General features: G+C 44.3%; 15 protein-coding genes. 6 read left to right on the top strand and 9 right to left on the bottom strand.

Features of this window, described 5'->3' with window-relative positions:
• Window positions 1-5: 5 nt before the first annotated feature.
• The 4 genes from J7E78_RS19280 to J7E78_RS19295 form a co-directional block, all read right to left on the bottom strand.
• Window positions 6-1472, bottom strand: coding sequence for a glycoside hydrolase family 1 protein (locus J7E78_RS19280; protein ID WP_215077793.1), 1467 nt, complete (start codon window positions 1470-1472; stop codon window positions 6-8).
• A gap of 42 nt (window positions 1473-1514) precedes the next feature.
• The gene (locus tag J7E78_RS19285; protein ID WP_215077794.1) at window positions 1515-3452 is read right to left on the bottom strand and encodes a beta-glucoside-specific PTS transporter subunit IIABC; all 1938 of its coding nucleotides are present in this window, start codon (window positions 3450-3452) and stop codon (window positions 1515-1517) included.
• Window positions 3453-3610: 158 nt separating this feature from the next.
• Window positions 3611-4459 carry a BglG family transcription antiterminator LicT gene (licT, locus tag J7E78_RS19290; RefSeq protein WP_215077795.1) on the bottom strand — a complete coding sequence of 283 codons (849 nt, stop codon included), beginning with the start codon at window positions 4457-4459 and terminating at the stop codon, window positions 3611-3613.
• Between the two features lie 232 nt (window positions 4460-4691).
• Window positions 4692-5624 (bottom strand): ArsR/SmtB family transcription factor, encoded by a 933-nt coding sequence (locus J7E78_RS19295; RefSeq protein WP_215077796.1) that lies wholly within the window; start codon window positions 5622-5624, stop codon window positions 4692-4694.
• Window positions 5625-5832: 208 nt separating this feature from the next.
• On the opposite strand from J7E78_RS19295, the gene arfA reads away from it, so the two are divergent.
• Window positions 5833-7341 (top strand): arabinosylfuranosidase ArfA, encoded by a 1509-nt coding sequence (gene arfA, locus J7E78_RS19300; RefSeq protein ID WP_207765572.1) that lies wholly within the window; start codon window positions 5833-5835, stop codon window positions 7339-7341.
• A 465-nt stretch (window positions 7342-7806) separates the two neighbouring features.
• Here arfA and J7E78_RS19305 read toward each other — a convergent pair whose 3' ends face one another.
• The 3 genes from J7E78_RS19305 to J7E78_RS19315 all read right to left on the bottom strand — a co-directional run bounded on the left by J7E78_RS19305 (window position 7807) and on the right by J7E78_RS19315 (window position 9925).
• Window positions 7807-8379 carry a hypothetical protein gene (locus J7E78_RS19305; RefSeq protein ID WP_215077797.1) on the bottom strand — a complete coding sequence of 191 codons (573 nt, stop codon included), beginning with the start codon at window positions 8377-8379 and terminating at the stop codon, window positions 7807-7809.
• An 87-nt stretch (window positions 8380-8466) separates the two neighbouring features.
• Window positions 8467-8931 carry an NUDIX domain-containing protein gene (locus tag J7E78_RS19310; protein WP_215077798.1) on the bottom strand — a complete coding sequence of 155 codons (465 nt, stop codon included), beginning with the start codon at window positions 8929-8931 and terminating at the stop codon, window positions 8467-8469.
• Between the two features lie 109 nt (window positions 8932-9040).
• Window positions 9041-9925 carry a LysR family transcriptional regulator gene (locus J7E78_RS19315; RefSeq protein ID WP_215077799.1) on the bottom strand — a complete coding sequence of 295 codons (885 nt, stop codon included), beginning with the start codon at window positions 9923-9925 and terminating at the stop codon, window positions 9041-9043.
• A gap of 124 nt (window positions 9926-10049) precedes the next feature.
• Between J7E78_RS19315 and J7E78_RS19320 the strand changes: the two genes are divergently transcribed.
• The 4 genes from J7E78_RS19320 to J7E78_RS19335 all read left to right on the top strand — a co-directional run bounded on the left by J7E78_RS19320 (window position 10050) and on the right by J7E78_RS19335 (window position 14741).
• Window positions 10050-11060: an alpha/beta fold hydrolase gene (locus J7E78_RS19320; protein WP_215077800.1), complete on the top strand. Its 1011-nt coding sequence runs from the start codon at window positions 10050-10052 to the stop codon at window positions 11058-11060.
• Between the two features lie 186 nt (window positions 11061-11246).
• Window positions 11247-12851 carry a type 2 periplasmic-binding domain-containing protein gene (locus J7E78_RS19325; RefSeq protein ID WP_215077801.1) on the top strand — a complete coding sequence of 535 codons (1605 nt, stop codon included), beginning with the start codon at window positions 11247-11249 and terminating at the stop codon, window positions 12849-12851.
• Between the two features lie 90 nt (window positions 12852-12941).
• Complete coding sequence (locus J7E78_RS19330; RefSeq protein WP_215077802.1) at window positions 12942-13832, top strand: ABC transporter permease; 891 nt, start codon at window positions 12942-12944, stop codon at window positions 13830-13832.
• Window positions 13833-13850: 18 nt separating this feature from the next.
• A complete protein-coding gene (locus tag J7E78_RS19335) occupies window positions 13851-14741 on the top strand; it encodes a carbohydrate ABC transporter permease (protein ID WP_215077803.1) in 891 nt (296 codons plus the stop codon).
• Between the two features lie 38 nt (window positions 14742-14779).
• Here the strand turns inward: J7E78_RS19335 and J7E78_RS19340 are convergent, their stop codons facing one another.
• Together J7E78_RS19340 and J7E78_RS19345 are read right to left on the bottom strand one after the other, a co-directional pair.
• Window positions 14780-16525 (bottom strand): cache domain-containing sensor histidine kinase, encoded by a 1746-nt coding sequence (locus J7E78_RS19340; RefSeq protein ID WP_215077804.1) that lies wholly within the window; start codon window positions 16523-16525, stop codon window positions 14780-14782.
• A 28-nt stretch (window positions 16526-16553) separates the two neighbouring features.
• On the bottom strand, window positions 16554-18170 hold the full coding sequence (locus J7E78_RS19345) for a helix-turn-helix domain-containing protein (protein WP_215077805.1): 1617 nt from the start codon (window positions 18168-18170) through the stop codon (window positions 16554-16556).
• A gap of 187 nt (window positions 18171-18357) precedes the next feature.
• On the opposite strand from J7E78_RS19345, the gene J7E78_RS19350 reads away from it, so the two are divergent.
• Entirely contained in the window at window positions 18358-18633 is a 276-nt protein-coding gene (locus J7E78_RS19350) for a hypothetical protein (RefSeq protein ID WP_215077806.1), read from the top strand.
• The last annotated feature ends 90 nt before the right edge of the window (window positions 18634-18723 follow it).

The following is an 18723-nucleotide window of genomic DNA, read 5'->3' on the forward strand; positions in this document are numbered from 1 at the left end:
TATAATTACAGGTTTTCTCCGTTCGTTTCAATAACTTGTTTGTACCAGTAGAAGGAATCCTTACGGGTTCTTTCCATTGAACCATGTCCTGCATTGTCCTGATCCACGTAAATAAATCCATACCGTTTTCCCATTTCAGAAGTCGAGCAGCTAATGATATCGATCGGTCCCCAACTGGTGAAACCCATCAGTTCCACGCCATCAGCAACCGCTTCTTTCATCTGCTCAATGTGACTGCGAAGGTACTCAATCCGGTAAGTATCATGTACACTTCCATCATTTTCCAGTTTATCCTTAGCACCCAGCCCGTTCTCAACGATGAAGAGCGGCATCCGGTAACGATCATACAATCGGTTCAGCGCGACGCGAAGACCAATCGGATCGATAGGCCATCCCCATTCGGTAGCTTTCAGATGCGGGTTTTTGATCTGACTGACCAGCATACCAGAGTTGCTGTTGTCATTGGGATCATATTTTCCGATATACGTCATGTAATAACTGAAAGCAATAAAGTCAACGGTATTGTCCCGGATAATGGCATCGTCGTCAGGAGCTTTAACCAGTTCGATGCCGTTTTCCTCAAAATATCTTTGCATATATGACGGATATTCTCCTCGTGCCTGCACCTCTGGGTAGAACAGGTTCATCTGATCTTCCTTCATCGTCTGCAACACATCTTCCGGTTTACTAGAAGCAGCATAGGTTTCCAGACGGCAGATCATGCAGCCAATCTGAGCATTGGGCATCTTCTCTTTACCACTTTTGACAGCCAGTGAGCTTGCTACAAATTGATGGTGAGTCGCCTGATATGCCACCTGTTCCTGCGAACCTTTAATTTTATCTTCCAGAATGCCGCCGCCAGTATACAGACTTGTCAGCATCATATTCATTTCATTGAAGGTAATCCAGTATTTCACTTTGTCTTTGTAACGGTCGAACAGCGTATTGGCAAATTTTAGATACAGATCAATCATCTCACGGCTTTCCCAGCCGTTGTATTTACGAGTTAATTCTACAGGCATTTCGTAGTGCGAGATCGTTACGAGCGGTTCAATCCCGTATTTCAACAGCTCGTCCAGCACGTTGTCATAGAATGCCAGACCAGCTTCATTGGGAACAGCCTCTTCGCCTGTCGGGAAGATGCGTGTCCACGCGATCGAAAGACGAAACACTTTGAAACCCATCTCCGCAAACAAGGCAATGTCTTCTTTGTAGCGGTGGTAGAAATCCACGCCGTTCCGTTTCGGGAAATATACGTCTGTGTTACCGCTCAGATATTCTTCCAATTGAACAGAATCCACGTCGAAGGTGAAATCCTTGCCATTACGCTCCTCATGAGGAACGAATGGTGCCATGTCTGATGTAGAGAGTCCTTTGCCGTCTGCGTCATATGCACCTTCGAGCTGATTGGCAGCGGTAGCTCCGCCCCATAAAAATCCTTCTGGAAATGAGTGTTTAATTGTTTTTGTCATGTTGTTTCTCTCCTTTTTTTGTATGTCGTATTCATGAAGCTGTCAACGAACGGTGAGAAGAAGCAATTCATTCATTGGAATCACCCCCTTCACCTGAACAGGTACTACATCGAGGTAATCCGGCGTATTGGTTACAATGACCGGTGTCACAAGATCAATACCCGCACCCTGGATACCATCCATATCAAATTCCAGAAGCAAATCACCCTTCTTCACTTCTTGTCCGGCAACAACCTTCACATCAAAATATTTCCCTTTGAGCGACACACTGTTTAGTCCAACATGAATGAGAATGTCGATTCCACTGGATGAAGTCAGCATAATCGCATGTTTACTCTTGGCAACCAACGTGACAGTTCCGTCAAAAGGAGCTGTAACACGTCCATCCTGCGGACGAATGGCAATACCTTTCCCGGTCATTTCCTCGGCAAACGTTTGATCCGGAAGCTCTGCGAGCGGCACCAATTCACCAGTGAGCGGGCTGAACACCTCCCCCTTCTTTTCTTCGATCGAATGTACTGTGACAGGTGTCACCGTTTCTTGAGAAAAGGCAGTGGTTGTATCCTGTTCCTGTTCGGTTAATGTTTGTGCTGAGTCGGACATGGCGGAATTGCGTGTATTTGGATCATCCCACTTGAGCAGCAAAGTCACCACGAAGGAAACGCTAAAGCTGATGCCCATTCCGATTAATGCGTACCAGAAATTAGACATGCCACCATTCGGGCCAATGTATAACGGAAGTGAAAGCAATCCTGGTACAGCAAAACCGAAGCATTTCAGACCCACTGCGGTAATAAAGCCACCCCCTGCTGCTCCACCGATGAGTGAAGCGTAAAATGGTTTTTTCAGCTTCAAGGTGACACCGTACAGTGCGGGTTCAGTAATACCAAGCAAGGCGGATATGCCACTGGATAAAGCAATGGATTTCATTCCTTTATCTTTGGTCTTGAGGAAAACAGCCGTGACTGCACCAGCCTGACTCATATTGGTTATCAGGTTGATCGGCAGCAAAAGTACGTCATATCCGAGTTTGCTCAAATTCTGCAATGTCCCTGGGAAGAACGCATAATGCATTCCCGTCATAACAATCAGAGGCATGAGACCGCCGAGAATAATGCCGGTTAACGGACCCGAATGGGCAAAGAGCCAGGAAGTACCCATTTCCAGATAGATGCCCATGTAATTCCCGAGGGGGCCAATCGCAATTAATAGAATCGGCACCGTGATGACTAACACAATCATCGAGGTAAAGATGACTTTGACCGGACCGGGAATAAAACGATCTACCCAGCGATGTACATAACTCAGAAGCCACACACCCAGAATAATAGGAATAACGGACTGGGTATAATTCACAATCGACACGGGCAGCGAGAGAAAACGAATCGGTTCAAGCTGGTCTGTCAGATACGCATTCAGAATCGTTGGATACAATAAAGTACCTGCAAGCGTCAGGGCGATATATTCATTCACTTTGAACTTGCGCGCAGACGATACAGCCAGAAGGAATGGCAAGAAATAAAAGGCCGCATTTGCGATGGAAGACAGAACTTGATACTCCCCGCTGTTCTCCTGTATCGCTCCAAGTGTAACGAGCAGTGCCAGAATCCCCTTTAACATCCCGGTACCTACGATGGCAGGCAGAATCGGAGTGAAAATGCCGGAGATCGTATCCAAAACAGTATTAATCCCTTTAGAGCGTGGCGCGTCTGTTTCGGGCTTCGATATGCCACTCTGCTTCAACTGATCCTCGATCTGCTCATATACGGCTGCAACCTGGTTGCCAATGACCACCTGAAACTGATCGTTCTGAAACTGTGCGCCGAGCACACCATCTAGTGCTTTGATCTGTTCCAATTGAACTTTGTTTTGCTCTCGAACGTTGAAACGAAGCCGTGTGATGCAATGCCAGGCTTGGGTAATATTCTCTTGCCCTCCTGTTAACTGGATAATTTCTTTGGACAACTCCCGATGATTCATGTTGCTTCCTCCTTTTTTGGCGAAAAAAAAACCAAATGTAATACCGGCCCGCCGCAGATGCGGAGTCGGAAACATTTGGTGGTGCCTGATCGAATCAGTAACACTCCATATACAATTCATATTGATGATGGTATAACTTCAAACAGGTTGTATGGAGATCAATCCGTATCGGTACGGGATGTCACTCTCTCGATGTGGATCATGAGATATACCATCTCATCGGGAGTAATCACGAATCCGCGAAGCTGCTCCATCGCTTCCTTTATCTTAAGTGCGCATTGGAAGCTGGACGGGTATCGCTCCGACAATACATCATACAGAAACTGCTGATCCTTGAAGGAGAGCACTTCCCTGTTCAATTGTCGAACGATGAAGTATCTCAGATGGGTGATGAACCTGGAAAAATCAGCAGATTCCTGATTCAGTGTCATCCTAAAATGTTCTGTCATGATACCTAAAATGTCGTTAATCATCTGTGTAATTTTAATCGTTTGATTCATACTGCCCGAGTCGAATTGTGAGTTCACGAAATGAAGGGCAATAGAGCTTGATTCACCAGATGGCAATGCGACTAGAAAAGCATCATTGATTTTTTGAACTGCCCATTCTCCGGCACGGTATTCGGCAGGATATAGATGGCGAATGTCCCAATGAAGCGGATTTTGCACATCCACGCCTTTTTTAAAACGATCCAGCGCAAAATGAATATGGTCCGCCAGTGTTAACAGGATCGAGTCATTCAGCTTTTTTCCGATCATCGTCTTGCCTTCTTCAATAATCTGATCCGTAATATCGATGACTTGCAGAGGGATATCGCTGAGAAACTGCTCGACTCGCTGATATTTATCATTCGAGCCGATTCGGAACATTTTCTGGATCTGGCTCTGCTCAATCGGCTGTCCCTTTACTTTTTTGAAGCCAACACCCGTTCCGATGACAATGACTTCGCAGCCTTCGGCGTCTTCCGCCAGTGCGATGTTATTATTTAACGATTTTTTAAACCTCATGATGCAATCACCCCCAGTATGCAAAAAGCACCACCAATGTCCAATACACAAGTAATAAACCAACTTGTGAAATCCAGACTTTGGTGGTGCCTGATCGAATCAGTGACACTCCTTATATAGCTGTATCTTATATCAGCTATGTAATCGTTGTCAATACCATTACTCTGGAATTGTTCTGCAGGTGGTTCAACGTGGAACTTTCCCTCTATAAACTGACATCAAAACGAAAATCCTATTCGTCTGGAGTTTTATTTTCCTGAGCATCATAATAGTATCGAATCAGAATATCCTGATCATAGTTGCCAAAACCTTTGCCGAACAGGGTGAGTCCGCCTCGGCCAGCTACTCCCTCTTCCGGCTTCAATCCAAAGGTCCAATAGGTGGATGCACCCAGATTCAGGTCTTGAACGCACACATCCGAGATGCGCTGACCATCAATAAACGTGCCTTCCCCGTTAATACGCAGCATTTTCAATACACCATACTGGTTGACATCCAGCTTCCACCATAGTGGCGTATGTTTACCTTTCCGATCCCCGAAATCACCAGGGCTTGTCCAAGTACCGAGGTCATTGCCGTTAAGGGTAAAGCGAATATCTGACGGCCAGTTTTCGTTCACCTTTGGCGCTTCCGAGCTTAATTCAAGGGAAATTTCAATCTCTCGAAGATGCTGATCGTTATACAGATAATTGGGAATCTTATATTCAAGAAAACCTCGTGCCATCCAAAGGATTCCCGCGTTCACCCGATCCGGGTCCATAAAGCAGGCTGGTGTGTCGTACTGTCCAATCATCTGCGTAGTTGTCGCAATCCCGCAGGTCGGCCACGCTTCATAATCTGTATACTGACCTACCGGTATGGATATTTCATGGTAAGGAGCATCAACGGGCTCTGGTGACAAGTTAATAGTCATGAACTCTCGTACGATAAAACAGTATTTATAGGTTCCACCATTCTCCCGTTTCATTCGGCTACCGACAATTCCGGCTTTTTGCAGCTTGCTTACATGTGTACTTACAATAGCTTTGCTCAGAAAAAGCTCTTGGGCAAGCGCATTGATATGCATTTCCCTGTTTTGTAGCAGCAGGCGCACAATGTTTAAACGGGCTTCACTTGCCAGTGCCTCGTAAATTAGCAATGAAGCTGCATCTGTCCCAAGCATCATGATGTTCACTTCCTTTTTTGAGTAAAATCGATCTATTTCAATTTCAGGATTCGTTATTTTGCGAACTCATCAAAATGAACTTGCTCAATATACAAGCATTATGATACATATTAGATAACAAATCAATGATTTGATTTTGCTTTTAAGCGAATTCAATATCACGTTAATTCTCTCAAAAATATGAATTCATCCAATGGAGGTACATACCATGCTTACATCCAAAATGCTTATTGATAAAGACTTTCAGATCGCTGAAGTAGATCCGCGTGTCTATGGTTCATTTATAGAACATCTGGGACGGGCCGTATACGGCGGTATATATGATCCAGGTCATCCCACGGCAGATGCTCAAGGTTTTCGTCAGGATGCCATTGAAGCGATTAAAGCTTTGAATGTGCCCATCGTTCGTTATCCAGGCGGCAATTTCGTATCCGGTTACAATTGGGAAGACGGCGTTGGTCCGGTAGCTGAGCGCAAACGCAGACTTGAACTCGCTTGGTGGACGATTGAAACGAATGCAGTAGGAACAAACGAATTTGCAGATTGGGCCAAACTGGTTGGAACCGAAGTGATGATGGCTGTAAATCTGGGTACTCGCGGCATTGATGCGGCCAGAAACCTGATTGAATACTGCAACCACCCATCTGGCACATACTGGAGTGATCTGCGGATCTCTCACGGTTACAAGGACCCGCATAAATTCAAAACGTGGTGTCTAGGTAACGAAATGGACGGCCCTTGGCAGATTGGTGCAATGACTGCATATGAATATGGGCGTATTGCCAATGAGACCGCTAAAGCGATGAAATGGGTTGATCCGGAAATTGAGCTTGTGGCTTGCGGCAGTTCCAGCCGTGACATGAGTACATTTGCAGATTGGGAAGCAACCGTGCTGGATCTCACCTATGAAAATGTGGACTACCTGTCCTTGCATCAGTATTACAACAACAATAAAGACAACACATATGACTTCCTGGCGACATCGCTGGATCTGGATCAATTTATTGATAGTGTTGCTTCAATCTGTGATTTTGTACAAGCCAAGAAACGCAGCAAAAAGAAATTAATGCTGTCTCTGGATGAATGGAATGTCTGGAAATCCATTGGCACAAGCCGTATGGAAGAACGTTGGCAGATTGCGCCTCCAGAGTTTGAAGATGTGTATACACATGAAGATGCACTGGCTGTGGGCTGTTATCTGATTACCATACTCAAGCACGCCGACCGTGTAAAAATGGCTTGCCTTGCTCAGTTGATTAACACCATTGCACCAATCATGACGGAAAATAACGGAGCAATCTGGTTCCAGACGACGTATTTCCCGTTCATGCATGCATCCAACTTCGGTCGTGGTACGGTGTTGCGATCCATCACAACTTCACCTAAATATGATTCCAAAGACTTTACAGATGTGCCTTATCTCGAAGCGATCAGTGTGCATGATGAAGAGAACGGCACGATCACAATCTTTGCGGTGAACAGACATCTGGATGAGAAGTTGGAACTCAACGTAGATCTGCGCTCCTTTGGAGAAACCACATTTGTGGAGCATATCGTATTGGAGAACAACGACTTGAAAGCCACCAATACCAAAGAAAACCCACGTAACGTTGTTCCTCACAACGGCGGATATACAACAGTTGACCAGGGTAAAGTGCAAGCAGTCTTGAACAAAGCATCATGGAACGTGATTCGCCTCAAAACCAAACAGGCATAATAAATAATAAGAGCGGGATAGAATTTTCTCCTGCTCTGCAACATCAGCATTGTTTTTCGCACCGCGTGCAGCTTCCAGCGCGCGGTGCTTTTTGCTGTATGAGGGTAGTCGGCCGAACTACATGGTATCAAAGTTAGATGTTAGACGCGTATTTGAAACCTCATTTTTTATTACTCGCAACGAACAAATTTAACGAACACAGGGAGTCTTATTTAACCCGATTCGGGCGGATATTAATTCTAACGAACACAGGAGAAGCTATGCTGCAGAATCAGCCATTTTTCACACTATATCTTACATTTTGCAGTGAATAGGGTTTGTCATGTTCGTTAGAATTTTAATGGCTATATTGAGCTGGTTCGAACCTCATATACAGCATAAGAAATAAGCCACCCTCCGTTTGCCGTACGGAGAGCAGCTTGCAGTGAAGCATCTAGCGGAGAAGAACAATTTTCATTTCAAGTATTATCCTTGTTGTGCTTCCTCTTCACCTTCGGTTTCAGCCTGAGCTGCTTGGCTTGCTGGAGTCATCAGCCCTTGAACTGCCCCCATAAATGGCTGAATCTGCTTAATCATGCCATACCCCATTTTGACCACAGGTGTAAACCGCTGGATCATGCCAAACAACCGCATACCACCGCCTAACATACCTCCAATCGATCCTGCACCGCCAAAGCCACCTAACAATGAGCCTAGCATAGGCATGAAAGATGATACCTGGGCTTGCCTAGACGTTGAGCGAGACATCGACCGGGATCGTACTTGCGACTTACGTGTGCTGTTCGCCCGTTTACGGTTTCGAGAGGATGCTGTTTTTCTCGTAGGCCCTGCTTTAGGTTTGGTTTTGCGAGCACTGCCTTCAGATGAGGGTGCTGTGATTGCGGCCTGAGTAAGCTTTCCGCCCCCGGTAAGCACTACGCCTTCGCTGTTAACGCCAGAGATGTACCCGACGTACGTCTCGCCATTATGAAGAGTCACGCAGACTGGGCGATCCTTGAGCCGTTTTACCCGGACGTGTATTTCATTGGTTTTAGCCATGGAATTCACCTCACTTGACTTGATCTACTTCAGTCTACGCAATAGGTGGACGACTTGCCTGTGCGAATAACACATCCGTGTGCACACCTAACTATTCAGGTCCTCATCTTCTTCATTTCCTAAATACATAACCGTTTTTTCTCCCTCCACCAATCTAACAATCTGCTTTCGTAATTTTGAAGGAAATAATGGTAATTGGTTCAACTTATTAATTTCGAGCCACTCATATTCTATCTCGTTTTCGTCCATTGGCAAAATAATATTGTCCTGCTCCATTAAACCTATGTACTCGCACAAAAAAACAAAATCTACACGATGAAGAGCTTCACCATATACACCTTCAATAACGAATTCCAAGGATAACGGTTCTACGTCTACTCCGATTTCTTCAGTAACTTCACGCTTCACAGCATCGGTCAGCGTTTCACCTGCATTCTGGCTCCCACCAGGCAGGATATAGATCACTTCATCATTATCATCCTGCTTAATTGCCAGCATTCTCCCATCTTTAATGATCAATGCTTTTGCAGAGTTTCTAATCTTTCTCTCCATTACTAATCCCCCATATATCTGTATCAAGTTATTGAAAGTTGATTCCATTTATCTTCACGATCTCCATGAAGAGTATTTTAACACATGCATCTAAACAAATTCTGAACAATCATTTCAACTCACTCTTGGCGACCTCCATGAAAGCAGATATGGACGGAGAGATCCACTTTTCCCGATGCCAGAGCATTTGCGCAGAAAAGGATACATCTGATAAATCCCACGGCAGAGCAACCACTTCCCCTTCGCTCAACTCTTTCTTCAAAGCCATTTCAGGCAATAAAGCGATTCCTAGTCCAGCCACAACACATTGTTTAATGGCTTCTACACTATGAAACTCCAGCTCTGTAAGAACATCCACACCTTTCTTCGTTATGGATTGGTCAAAATGAGTGCGATACGAACAGTTCTTTTCGGTCAGCAAAAAATGCTGTTTGTGGAAGTCATCAATAACCAACGCGGAACGCGATGCTAACATATGATCGGGAGAAACGACCATTTGAAAGGTCTCATCCTTTAAAAACTCGGAATGAAGGTCTTTGGAATTAACAGGCTCATCCAATACAAAAACGACATCGGCATGCCCTTCTCTCAGACTCGATTTAAGCTCTTGCCCAGACAACGGGCGGAACGATAACCGCACACCAGGATAGTCCGCTCGGAAGCGTTTGAACAAGGCTGGAAGAAGATATGCACACAGCACTTCGTCTGCTCCGATTACAACCGTTCCCGCCAATTCTCCGTGCTGACTGGATATGCACTTTGCTTCCTCTACATCGTTTAAAATCTTAGTGGCGTACAGCAGAAACTGTTGGCCAGCATCCGTTAACACGACCTTTTTGCCTAATCGATCCAGCAATTTCACCCCGAGCTCTTCTTCCAGAGATTTGATCTGCATGGTTATGGTAGAGGGTACATAGCTCAATAATTCAGCAGTTTGATGAAAGCTGCAGGTCGATGCAAGTGTCCAAAAGGTTTTTAGCTGGCGTATTTCCATGAGTCAGTCACCTCCTAAGTTCAAAATAAATGAATGATATGTTCGATAACGTTTCGTTGAATTGATAATAGACGTATTGTAGAGTGAAATCAAGTTATTACTATTTTATAAGGAGAATCAATCTATGAACGATTATGAAACATATAACCTTGGAGATACATTACTTCAATCGGGACAACAGCTCCCTCAAGCCTTTATCGCTTACAAGACCTATGGAAACTTAAATGCGGCAAAGGACAATGTTATTGTTATCCCAACATGGTTTGCTGGACTTCACACAGATAATGAATGGTTAATTGGAACGGACAAGGCACTGGACCCCAGTCGTTATTTTATCCTTGTGCCCAATATGTTGGGTAACGGGTTATCTTCCTCTCCAAGTAATACCCCTGCCCCATATGATAAGGAAAACTTTCCCCTCATCTCCATGTATGACAATGTGCGCGCTCAACATCAACTCATCACACAAAAATTTGGTATCACCAAAATCAGACTCGTTGTGGGCTGGTCTTTGGGAGCTATGCAGGTTTATCAATGGGGAACCAGTTATCCTGAGATGGTCGAACGGATCGCCCCCTTTGGCGGAACGGCAAAGAGCAGACCCCATACACAGTTGGTATTCGAAGCAATGATTGCGGCGTTACAGGCAGATTCGAATTATAAAAATGGTAGATATGAACGCCCTCCGGTTGCCGGTCTCGCAGCGATGGGAAGAGCTTATGCTCCATGGGGGTTCTCGCAGGCGTATTATTTGGAGAAATTGTATCAATCTGAGGGTTACGCCTCCTTGCAATCTTATGTAGAAGATTACTGGGATCAGGTATTTCTTCCCTTCGATGCTAACGACTTGATTGCCATGTTGCGTACCGGAATATATGGAGACATTAGCGATAATCCCGTAGATGACGGCAACTTCGAACAGGCGTTAAGCAAGATCACCTCCCCTGCACTCGTAATGCCAGGATCAAGTGACTTGTTCTTCACGCCAGAAGACAGTTCGTATGATGCTCAGCATATGCCAAACGCGGTGTATCAACCTATAGAGTCCAAGTGGGGACACTGCTTTGGAATCGGAGCAAACGAAGAGGATTCACTCGTTATCGATCGTCATCTAAAGCAATTTTTGGAGACATGAGTAAAAAAATAAGGAGTACAAAGTAAAAAAAGTGCACAAAGCTCATTTATCTTTTCTCCGCTACAACTAAAAAGTAAAAAAAGATACCGGTTCTCGTCAATAACCTTTATATCCCCTACCCCCTTTCTCGTTTAGAATATTTTCAAGAAAGCGATATTGAAATATGACTGATAAGGGGGAAAAGAAATGAACAAGAAAACGAAAGCCTTAGTCTTGTCTGTGTGCATGTCAACCTTATTACTCGCAGCCTGTAGCAATGGAAGCGGTGCTGATAAAGGTTCAACGACGGACCCGGATTCCAACGAGGCAGGTACAACAACCTTTCATACCGTAACATCAGAATACACCTCTGCCAAATATCCAAAGGGTGATGATATCACCAACAATGTGTGGATTAAGCGATACAAAGAGAAGTTTAATATCGATGTCAAAACAGACTGGGTTAGCGATGAGTACGATACAAAACTTAATTTGGCTATCGCATCGAACGATCTTCCTGACGTATTCAGAGTTAATCCATCACAACTGAGACAGTTAGTCGAAGCAGATATGGTCATGGACCTTTCCGAGGTCTTTGATCAACACGCTTCAGATCGCCTCAAAGGTTACATGGAAGCAGATGCGGACAGTTACGAATCTGGAAAGAAGGACGGTAAGCTGTACGGGATACCACAGATGCACTGGGGATTAATTGATCAACCAGACTTCATCTGGATCCGGAACGACTGGAAAGAAGAATTGGGACTCCAGGATCCAAAATCTGTGGAAGATATTAAAAATATCGCACTGAAATTCATGGAAAAACACGGCGGTTATGGAATAGCGGTAGACCAATCGCTGGATTACCTCAACCTGCTCGCTATTGCATGGAATGCACATCCGGATATGTGGATGGAAGATAACAGTGGAAAACTCGTGTACGGCTCCGTGCAGCCTGAGATGAAAAATGCGCTGGCTGATTGGTCAGAATGGTACAAGCGAGGCATCATTGATCCGGAATTTGCAATTAAAGACTTTAATGCGATGAACGCGGACATTGTAGCCGGCAAAGTGGGCATGCAACCTTATTACCAATGGTGGGGTTATAATCCGGGTGTTGATACCGTATCCAATCTGGGTAAGGAAGCCATCTTCTATCCTTATATCATTCCTACCGTCGATGGGAAAGAAGCCACACAATCCATCTTTTTCGCCAACAACAATTATATCGTTTTGAAAAAGGGATTTAAGAGCCCTGAAGAAGTGATCAAGATCTTGAACGATTATGCGTATATCGTGGATGAAGGCAATGGCAAGGAATCTCCAGAGACGCTATCTGCCTTGCTGGATAACGATATCGCCCATGTTGTTGGAGCGTTCCGTGTACTTAATCCGAATTCCGATTATGAGCAATTTGAGGCGGTCTCCGCTGCCCTTCAATCCAAGGATACCAGTGGACTCACGACTTCGGGTATGTGGCAAAAATATAACAACAGTGTAGAATTCATGGAGAATGCAACCCCAGGAGCAGTTGGTGATTATTTGCAACAAGGGGCTCCAAAGAATGCGTATGGCCTTGCCAAGAAAGTACTGGACAGCGAGAACTACACAAAGACGGCCTTATGGGGTGTTACGCCAGAAATACTTTCAAGCTACGGCACAACCTTGGATGATATCCTGACCGAAGGTTTCACCAAGATCATTATGGGTAGCGAAAGTATCGATTATTTCGATGTTGTTGTCCAGAATTGGCGTGCAGCCGGGGGCGATAACGCAACCCAGGCAGTCAATGAAGCCTACGGGAAGAAATAATTTCGTTTGTCACAAAGAGGGGATGAGGGGGATCTCTCCCCTTTATTTGATAGCGATTACATTTGGCGTACAAGGAACGGAGGAATATGTATGTTGAGCAAATGGAAGCAGCAGCGTCCTTACCATCTCATGTTGATTCCAAGCCTGGTCTTGGTCTTCATCTTTAGTTACATCCCTTTCTACGGACTTATTATTGCGTTTCAGAAGTACAATCCGGGCCTTGGCTTCAACTCGCCATGGGTAGGATGGGATAATTTTACCCACATATTTAATCAGCCGAACTTCGTAAGAACGATCTGGAATACATTGTACATGTCTGTCTTCAAGATGATCGGTGGTATAATCGTGCCCGTAATTTTTGCATTACTGCTTAATGAGGTACTGCACAGTGGAATCAAACGTACATTTCAAACACTTGTATACATTCCGAACTTCCTCTCTTGGGTCATTATGGCTGGCATCATGCTGGATATCCTTAGCTCCGACGGCATTATCAATACGTTTTTAGGCGTATTTGGTATTGCACCGATCTCCTTTCTTGGCACACCCTCTATTTTTCCTTGGACGATGATTGTGAGTGACATATGGAAAGGGTTCGGGTTTGGCACGGTTGTTTATTTGGCAGCCTTGACCAGTATAGACCCGGGACTTTACGAGGCTGCGGTGATTGACGGAGCCAAGCGCTGGAAGCAAACCATCTATATTACCTTGCCTCTTCTCATGCCAACCATTGTTTTAATGACCGTACTTTCACTTGGAAACGTACTCAATGCTGGCTTTGACCAGATCTATAATCTCTACTCCCCTGTTGTCTATCAGACGGGTGATATTATTGATACCTATGTCTACCGTTTGGGAATTCAACAGGCGCAGTATTCGATTGGTACCGCTGTCGGGTTATTCAAATCCATCATTTCCAGTGTTCTCGTTGCCGTATCGTACATCCTGGCTTACAGAGTGGCTGGCTATCGTATCTTCTAAGAAGGAGGAACTCACATTATGATCTATGATAAAAGTATGAGCAGACGTCTGTTTCTTATCTTAAACTACACCATATTGCTTCTAATCTCTCTCCTATGTATCCTGCCGTTTATCAACCTGCTGGCTGTTTCATTCAGCAGCAGCGCAGCTGTATCTGCGGGGAGTGTTACGTTCTGGCCTGTGGAATTTACGACAAAAGCCTATGAATTTGCATTAACTGGAGGATCATTCTTTGCCTCTCTCTGGGTAGCCATCCAGCGAACCGTTATGGGAACGTTGGTGAATCTGGTTCTGATCGTACTCACGGCCTATCCCCTCTCCAAATCAAAACAAAAATTGATGGGGCGTAATATCTATATGGGATTTTTCATCGTAACCATGTTATTCAGCGGAGGACTAATTCCAACCTATCTCGTGGTCGTCAAAATGGGACTAATCGATTCCATATGGTCTCTGATCCTGCCCGGGGCCCTCCCCGTATTCAGTATGATTATCCTCATGAATTTCATTAGGGGTTTGCCCGAGGAGATTGAAGAATCAGCCATTATCGACGGGGCTGGGCCTGTACAGGTCTTGCTTCGTATTCTACTCCCACTTCTCAAGCCCGCTCTCGCAACGGTTGGTTTGTTCAGTATCGTTGCCCACTGGAATTCGTGGTTCGATGGCATTATCTATATGAACAATCCAGCCAATTATCCATTACAGAGTTACCTGCAGACCCTCCTGCAAAGTTTTGAGCAAATCATGCTGAAATCTGGGTCAGATTATACGCAGCTGTTGTCCATGATGAACGCCAGAACGGGGCGCGCCGCTCAGATGTTCCTGGGTGCCATTCCGATTTTGCTCGTGTATCCGTTCTTACAGAAATATTTCACCAAGGGTTTGGTGCTAGGTAGCGTTAAAGGGTGAACAAACGGGCTTGCAGTTCATACTGCGAGCCCTTTGTTCTATCCAAACTCTGAAATGGCAGGCAGCAGAATAGAAAACGTGGTACCTTCACCGATTTTACTCTCCACCTGTATTCCATAGGGTTTCCCAAAATGAAGTTGAATTCGCCGCTGCACATTATGCAATCCAATCCCATTGGTTCCTGTACTTGCACCCGACTTTTCTTCCAATAGATCCTGCATCGTATGATGATCCATACCAACGCCATTATCGCAGATTTCGATTACAACTTTATCCACCCGTAGTTGAATCCGAATGGTAATGATTCCGTCTTCCTCAAGTTCGGCCAGACCATGAAAAATTGCGTTCTCCACTATGGGCTGCAAGATCATTTTGGGCATGTGATAATCCAACACTCTATCCTCTACCTCATATCTCATCTGAATACAATCATAGTACCTGACATTCTGGATCGTTACGTAATTCGTTATATTATCGAGTTCCTCACGAATGGTTACGAAGGTTCCATCAGATTTTGTTGCATAGCGGAGCATCGAGATTAGTGCATCGGTCATTTCCACGATTTTGTCAGCCTGCTGCATCGAGGCAATCCATTTCACTGACCCCAGTGTGTTATACAGAAAGTGAGGCTTGATCTGGTCATGGAGCGCACGCATCTCGGCCTTGGCTTTTTCTATCTCTTCCTGCTGCATCCGTTCGACCAACCGCTTTAATTCGTGCGACATTCTGTTAAATCGAATGGATAAATGTCCAATTTCATCTCTTGAGCCAATAGGTTCAACTTGTTCAAACTGACCTTTCTCGACTAGAGCAATATTGCGTAGCAGTTTTTTAATGGGAGTTGTGATCACGTGAGATAAAAAGATGGATATGACGGCAGCAAAAAGAACAATGACTATGGCAAGCGTCACCAGATTACGGCCCAATATTTTGCCATCAGCAGTCAACTCATCCAAAGGCATATATAAGTAAGTTGTCCATTTTTGCTGACTAAGGGGACTGGTTACCACGACATTTAGTGATTCAGGTGGACGAACGTTGTCCCGAAACAGTGTCCCGATTAATCGTTCGTTCACGTTATATACGATCTTGTCATCCTCATCAACGATCATGAATCTGGAGCGCAGCCCTTCCTGCAAGTTTCGATTGACAATTTCAATGAATTTGATATCAATGCTGACAACGATCACACCAAGCAGTTCTCCACTAGTCACATCATGAATTTTGCGCGCGTGTGACACGGCCAGTATTTTATTCTCCAATTGCTCGTCGATTCGTGTTGTGAGGGTAATCGTTCGATCATGATCATGCATGAACTTTTTAAACCATAATTCATTCGCTACTTTGAAGTTTGGATCAATGGGTTGATGTGGACTGACAAAAAGGTCTTGCCCCCCGTTCATATTGTAGAGGTAGATGGAGAATACGCGATCTTTCATCATGATATAATTCATCAGAATATTGTATGCGGCAATCTCATGTTGTTCATCACCCTCTCGCAGGAAATCCTGGATCGGAAAACTCCCTTCATGAGTCGCAGACAGATTGTCACTAAGGCCATTGCTGGCTAGCAACGTGATTTTCTCAATCTCCTTGAGAAACTCGTCAATGCGAATATTTGTCTGCTTGGCCAGATCGCTTAGCAACGTTGTATAATTCTGGGCCAATAACCGCTCAGAGGAGTAGTACGAATTAATTGTCATCACCAATACGGGAAGGATAATGACCGTCATACAGATTACCATAATTTTGTACTTGATTTGGAAGGGCCGAACATGATTCATATGCTGCACCTCTATTCACCGATTACATTCATCCCTGCTGTAATTCTCGATATTCCTCCGGAGTGACCCCTACCGATTTTTTGAAAATCTTACTGAAGTACGTGTAATTATGGTAGCCCACCTTTTCTGCGATTTCATACACTCTCATTCCTCTGCTCAATAGATACGCCTTGGCATGTTCAATTCGAACTCGGGTCAAGTACGTAATAAAGTTCTCTCCTCGTTCCTGTTTGAACACGCGGCTGAGATACGACGGATTCACACTGATTTGGCTAGCGATACTTTGCAGTGAGATATCTTCCGCATAATACTTGTCGATCAATTCAGTGGCGAGATCGGTGTAAGTGCTTTCCTGTTTGATTTGGGAATCGGTTTGAAAGTAATACGCAATATGAGCAAGCATATCTTGGTGGATATCCTCCCAATACTCCCCCTTTAGAACGATTTCATATGGCGATTTTTCTGTTAAAGAAGGTGTACCTCTTTCCGTAGCTCGGGATAGATGGGAGTGAATGGTTTCCATTACCATGATATATTGCTTGCGAATGCTATTCTCATCCGCTCGTAGCTGCTTCAGATTGGATCGGATTCCTTCAAGGAACTCTTCCGCCTTTTTGTTGTCTTTGCTTACCCACAACTTCAACAAATCTCGTTCTTGTTGCGGGCTTAAAGCCCCCTTAACTTCATGTCGATCTGGGGATTGAACCATATGCTCGTAATACAATACCTGGTTGCTCCCTGTGAAGAAACCTTGTTGTAGAGCTGCTTCTGCCTCTTGGCAGGCCTTCCTGATGTGAAGGAAGCCGGAAACCATAGTACTTACCCCAGCCGTAAGCGACAAATTCATAAAATCCTTGATGGAAGACAGCAATTTATTACATAGTTTATTCAAGTCGGCGTGTACAGATTGACTCTCAGGAAGTACATTGACGATCACCCAATATTCAGAAGAACTTTCAACAAAAATCTCTTTCTCCCACTTTGATGGAATGATCTCTTCCATAATATTAAGAATCGAAAATCGGAGCAGCTTTTCCCCCTTCTCGACATATTTCCGCTTTGCATCCTCGTAATAGTTCACGATGAACTTGATGACGACCAGCTGGTCCGAATGTATACGAAAATGCAGTTCTTCTGCTTTGGAGACGATATCCTCCCCATTTATGAATCCGCTTACAACATCTTGGAAGAAGCTATCTTTTAGATATCTTAGACTCTTGGAATAATCCTGTGCCATAGAGGGTGTATTAGTTGAGTGAACATGTTCACTGTGCAGTTTCTGTCCAACAGTGCTCAGGAGGTCAATAAGGGAGGATTCGGTGATTTCACTTTTAATCAAGTAATCTGAAGCGCCAAGTTTTAGCGCCTCTTTCACATAATGAAATTCGTCAAAATTACTCAGGATGACATACTTACAGGTTTTCAATACGCAGGAGGCCTCTTGTATAAGCTGCAGCCCATCCATAATCGGCATCTTGATATCTGTAATAATTAGATCAGGCATCACTTCAAGCGCAAGGCTTAATGCCTCTTTTCCATTTCCCGCCTCACCCACAACATAGAAATTATACTCTTCCCAATTCAGCATGGAACGAATTCCAACCCGCATGAGCAATTCATCATCTACGATCATCAGTTTATACATCCGTATCCCCCAACATGAACCATTTTTAGATATTTTACCATTAAACGAAACATTGCGAAGGAGTCTAGCGAACCTTATTGCATTGCGGGTATCATAAATAACACTTTAACAGAACATGTGTTCCTGTTATAATTAGATTATCGTATTTTGTGCAGTATGAAACTCACACTTGGAAAGGACATATATCATGAATTTATACAAGTTTGAATTGACGGTGAATGGATATCTGTTACGCGTGCATTTCAGTGCATCTGAAGAAAGTGGACTGAAATGGTGCAAACGAATTGCTTCTGAATTCCAGAATAACGTTGCCAATCTGGAGATCAAGGTTGATATACATAAAAAGCAGAAACAAAAGCATGCACGGGAATATCACGGTAAGCCGTATCTATATGATAGGACACTAAGGAAAAAGCCGCTTGCGAAGAAAAATAAAACGGCTGAATCATCTGCTGTTATGTAAAGGTAAATTAACATTGGCGCTTAACGAGTCTTCTCAATAGATAGACAAAAAGACTAAAGAACGACTAATTGATGATAACATCAGTAACGT

The organism is Paenibacillus polymyxa, assembly GCF_018614975.1.
Taxonomy (GTDB): domain Bacteria; phylum Bacillota; class Bacilli; order Paenibacillales; family Paenibacillaceae; genus Paenibacillus; species Paenibacillus polymyxa_E.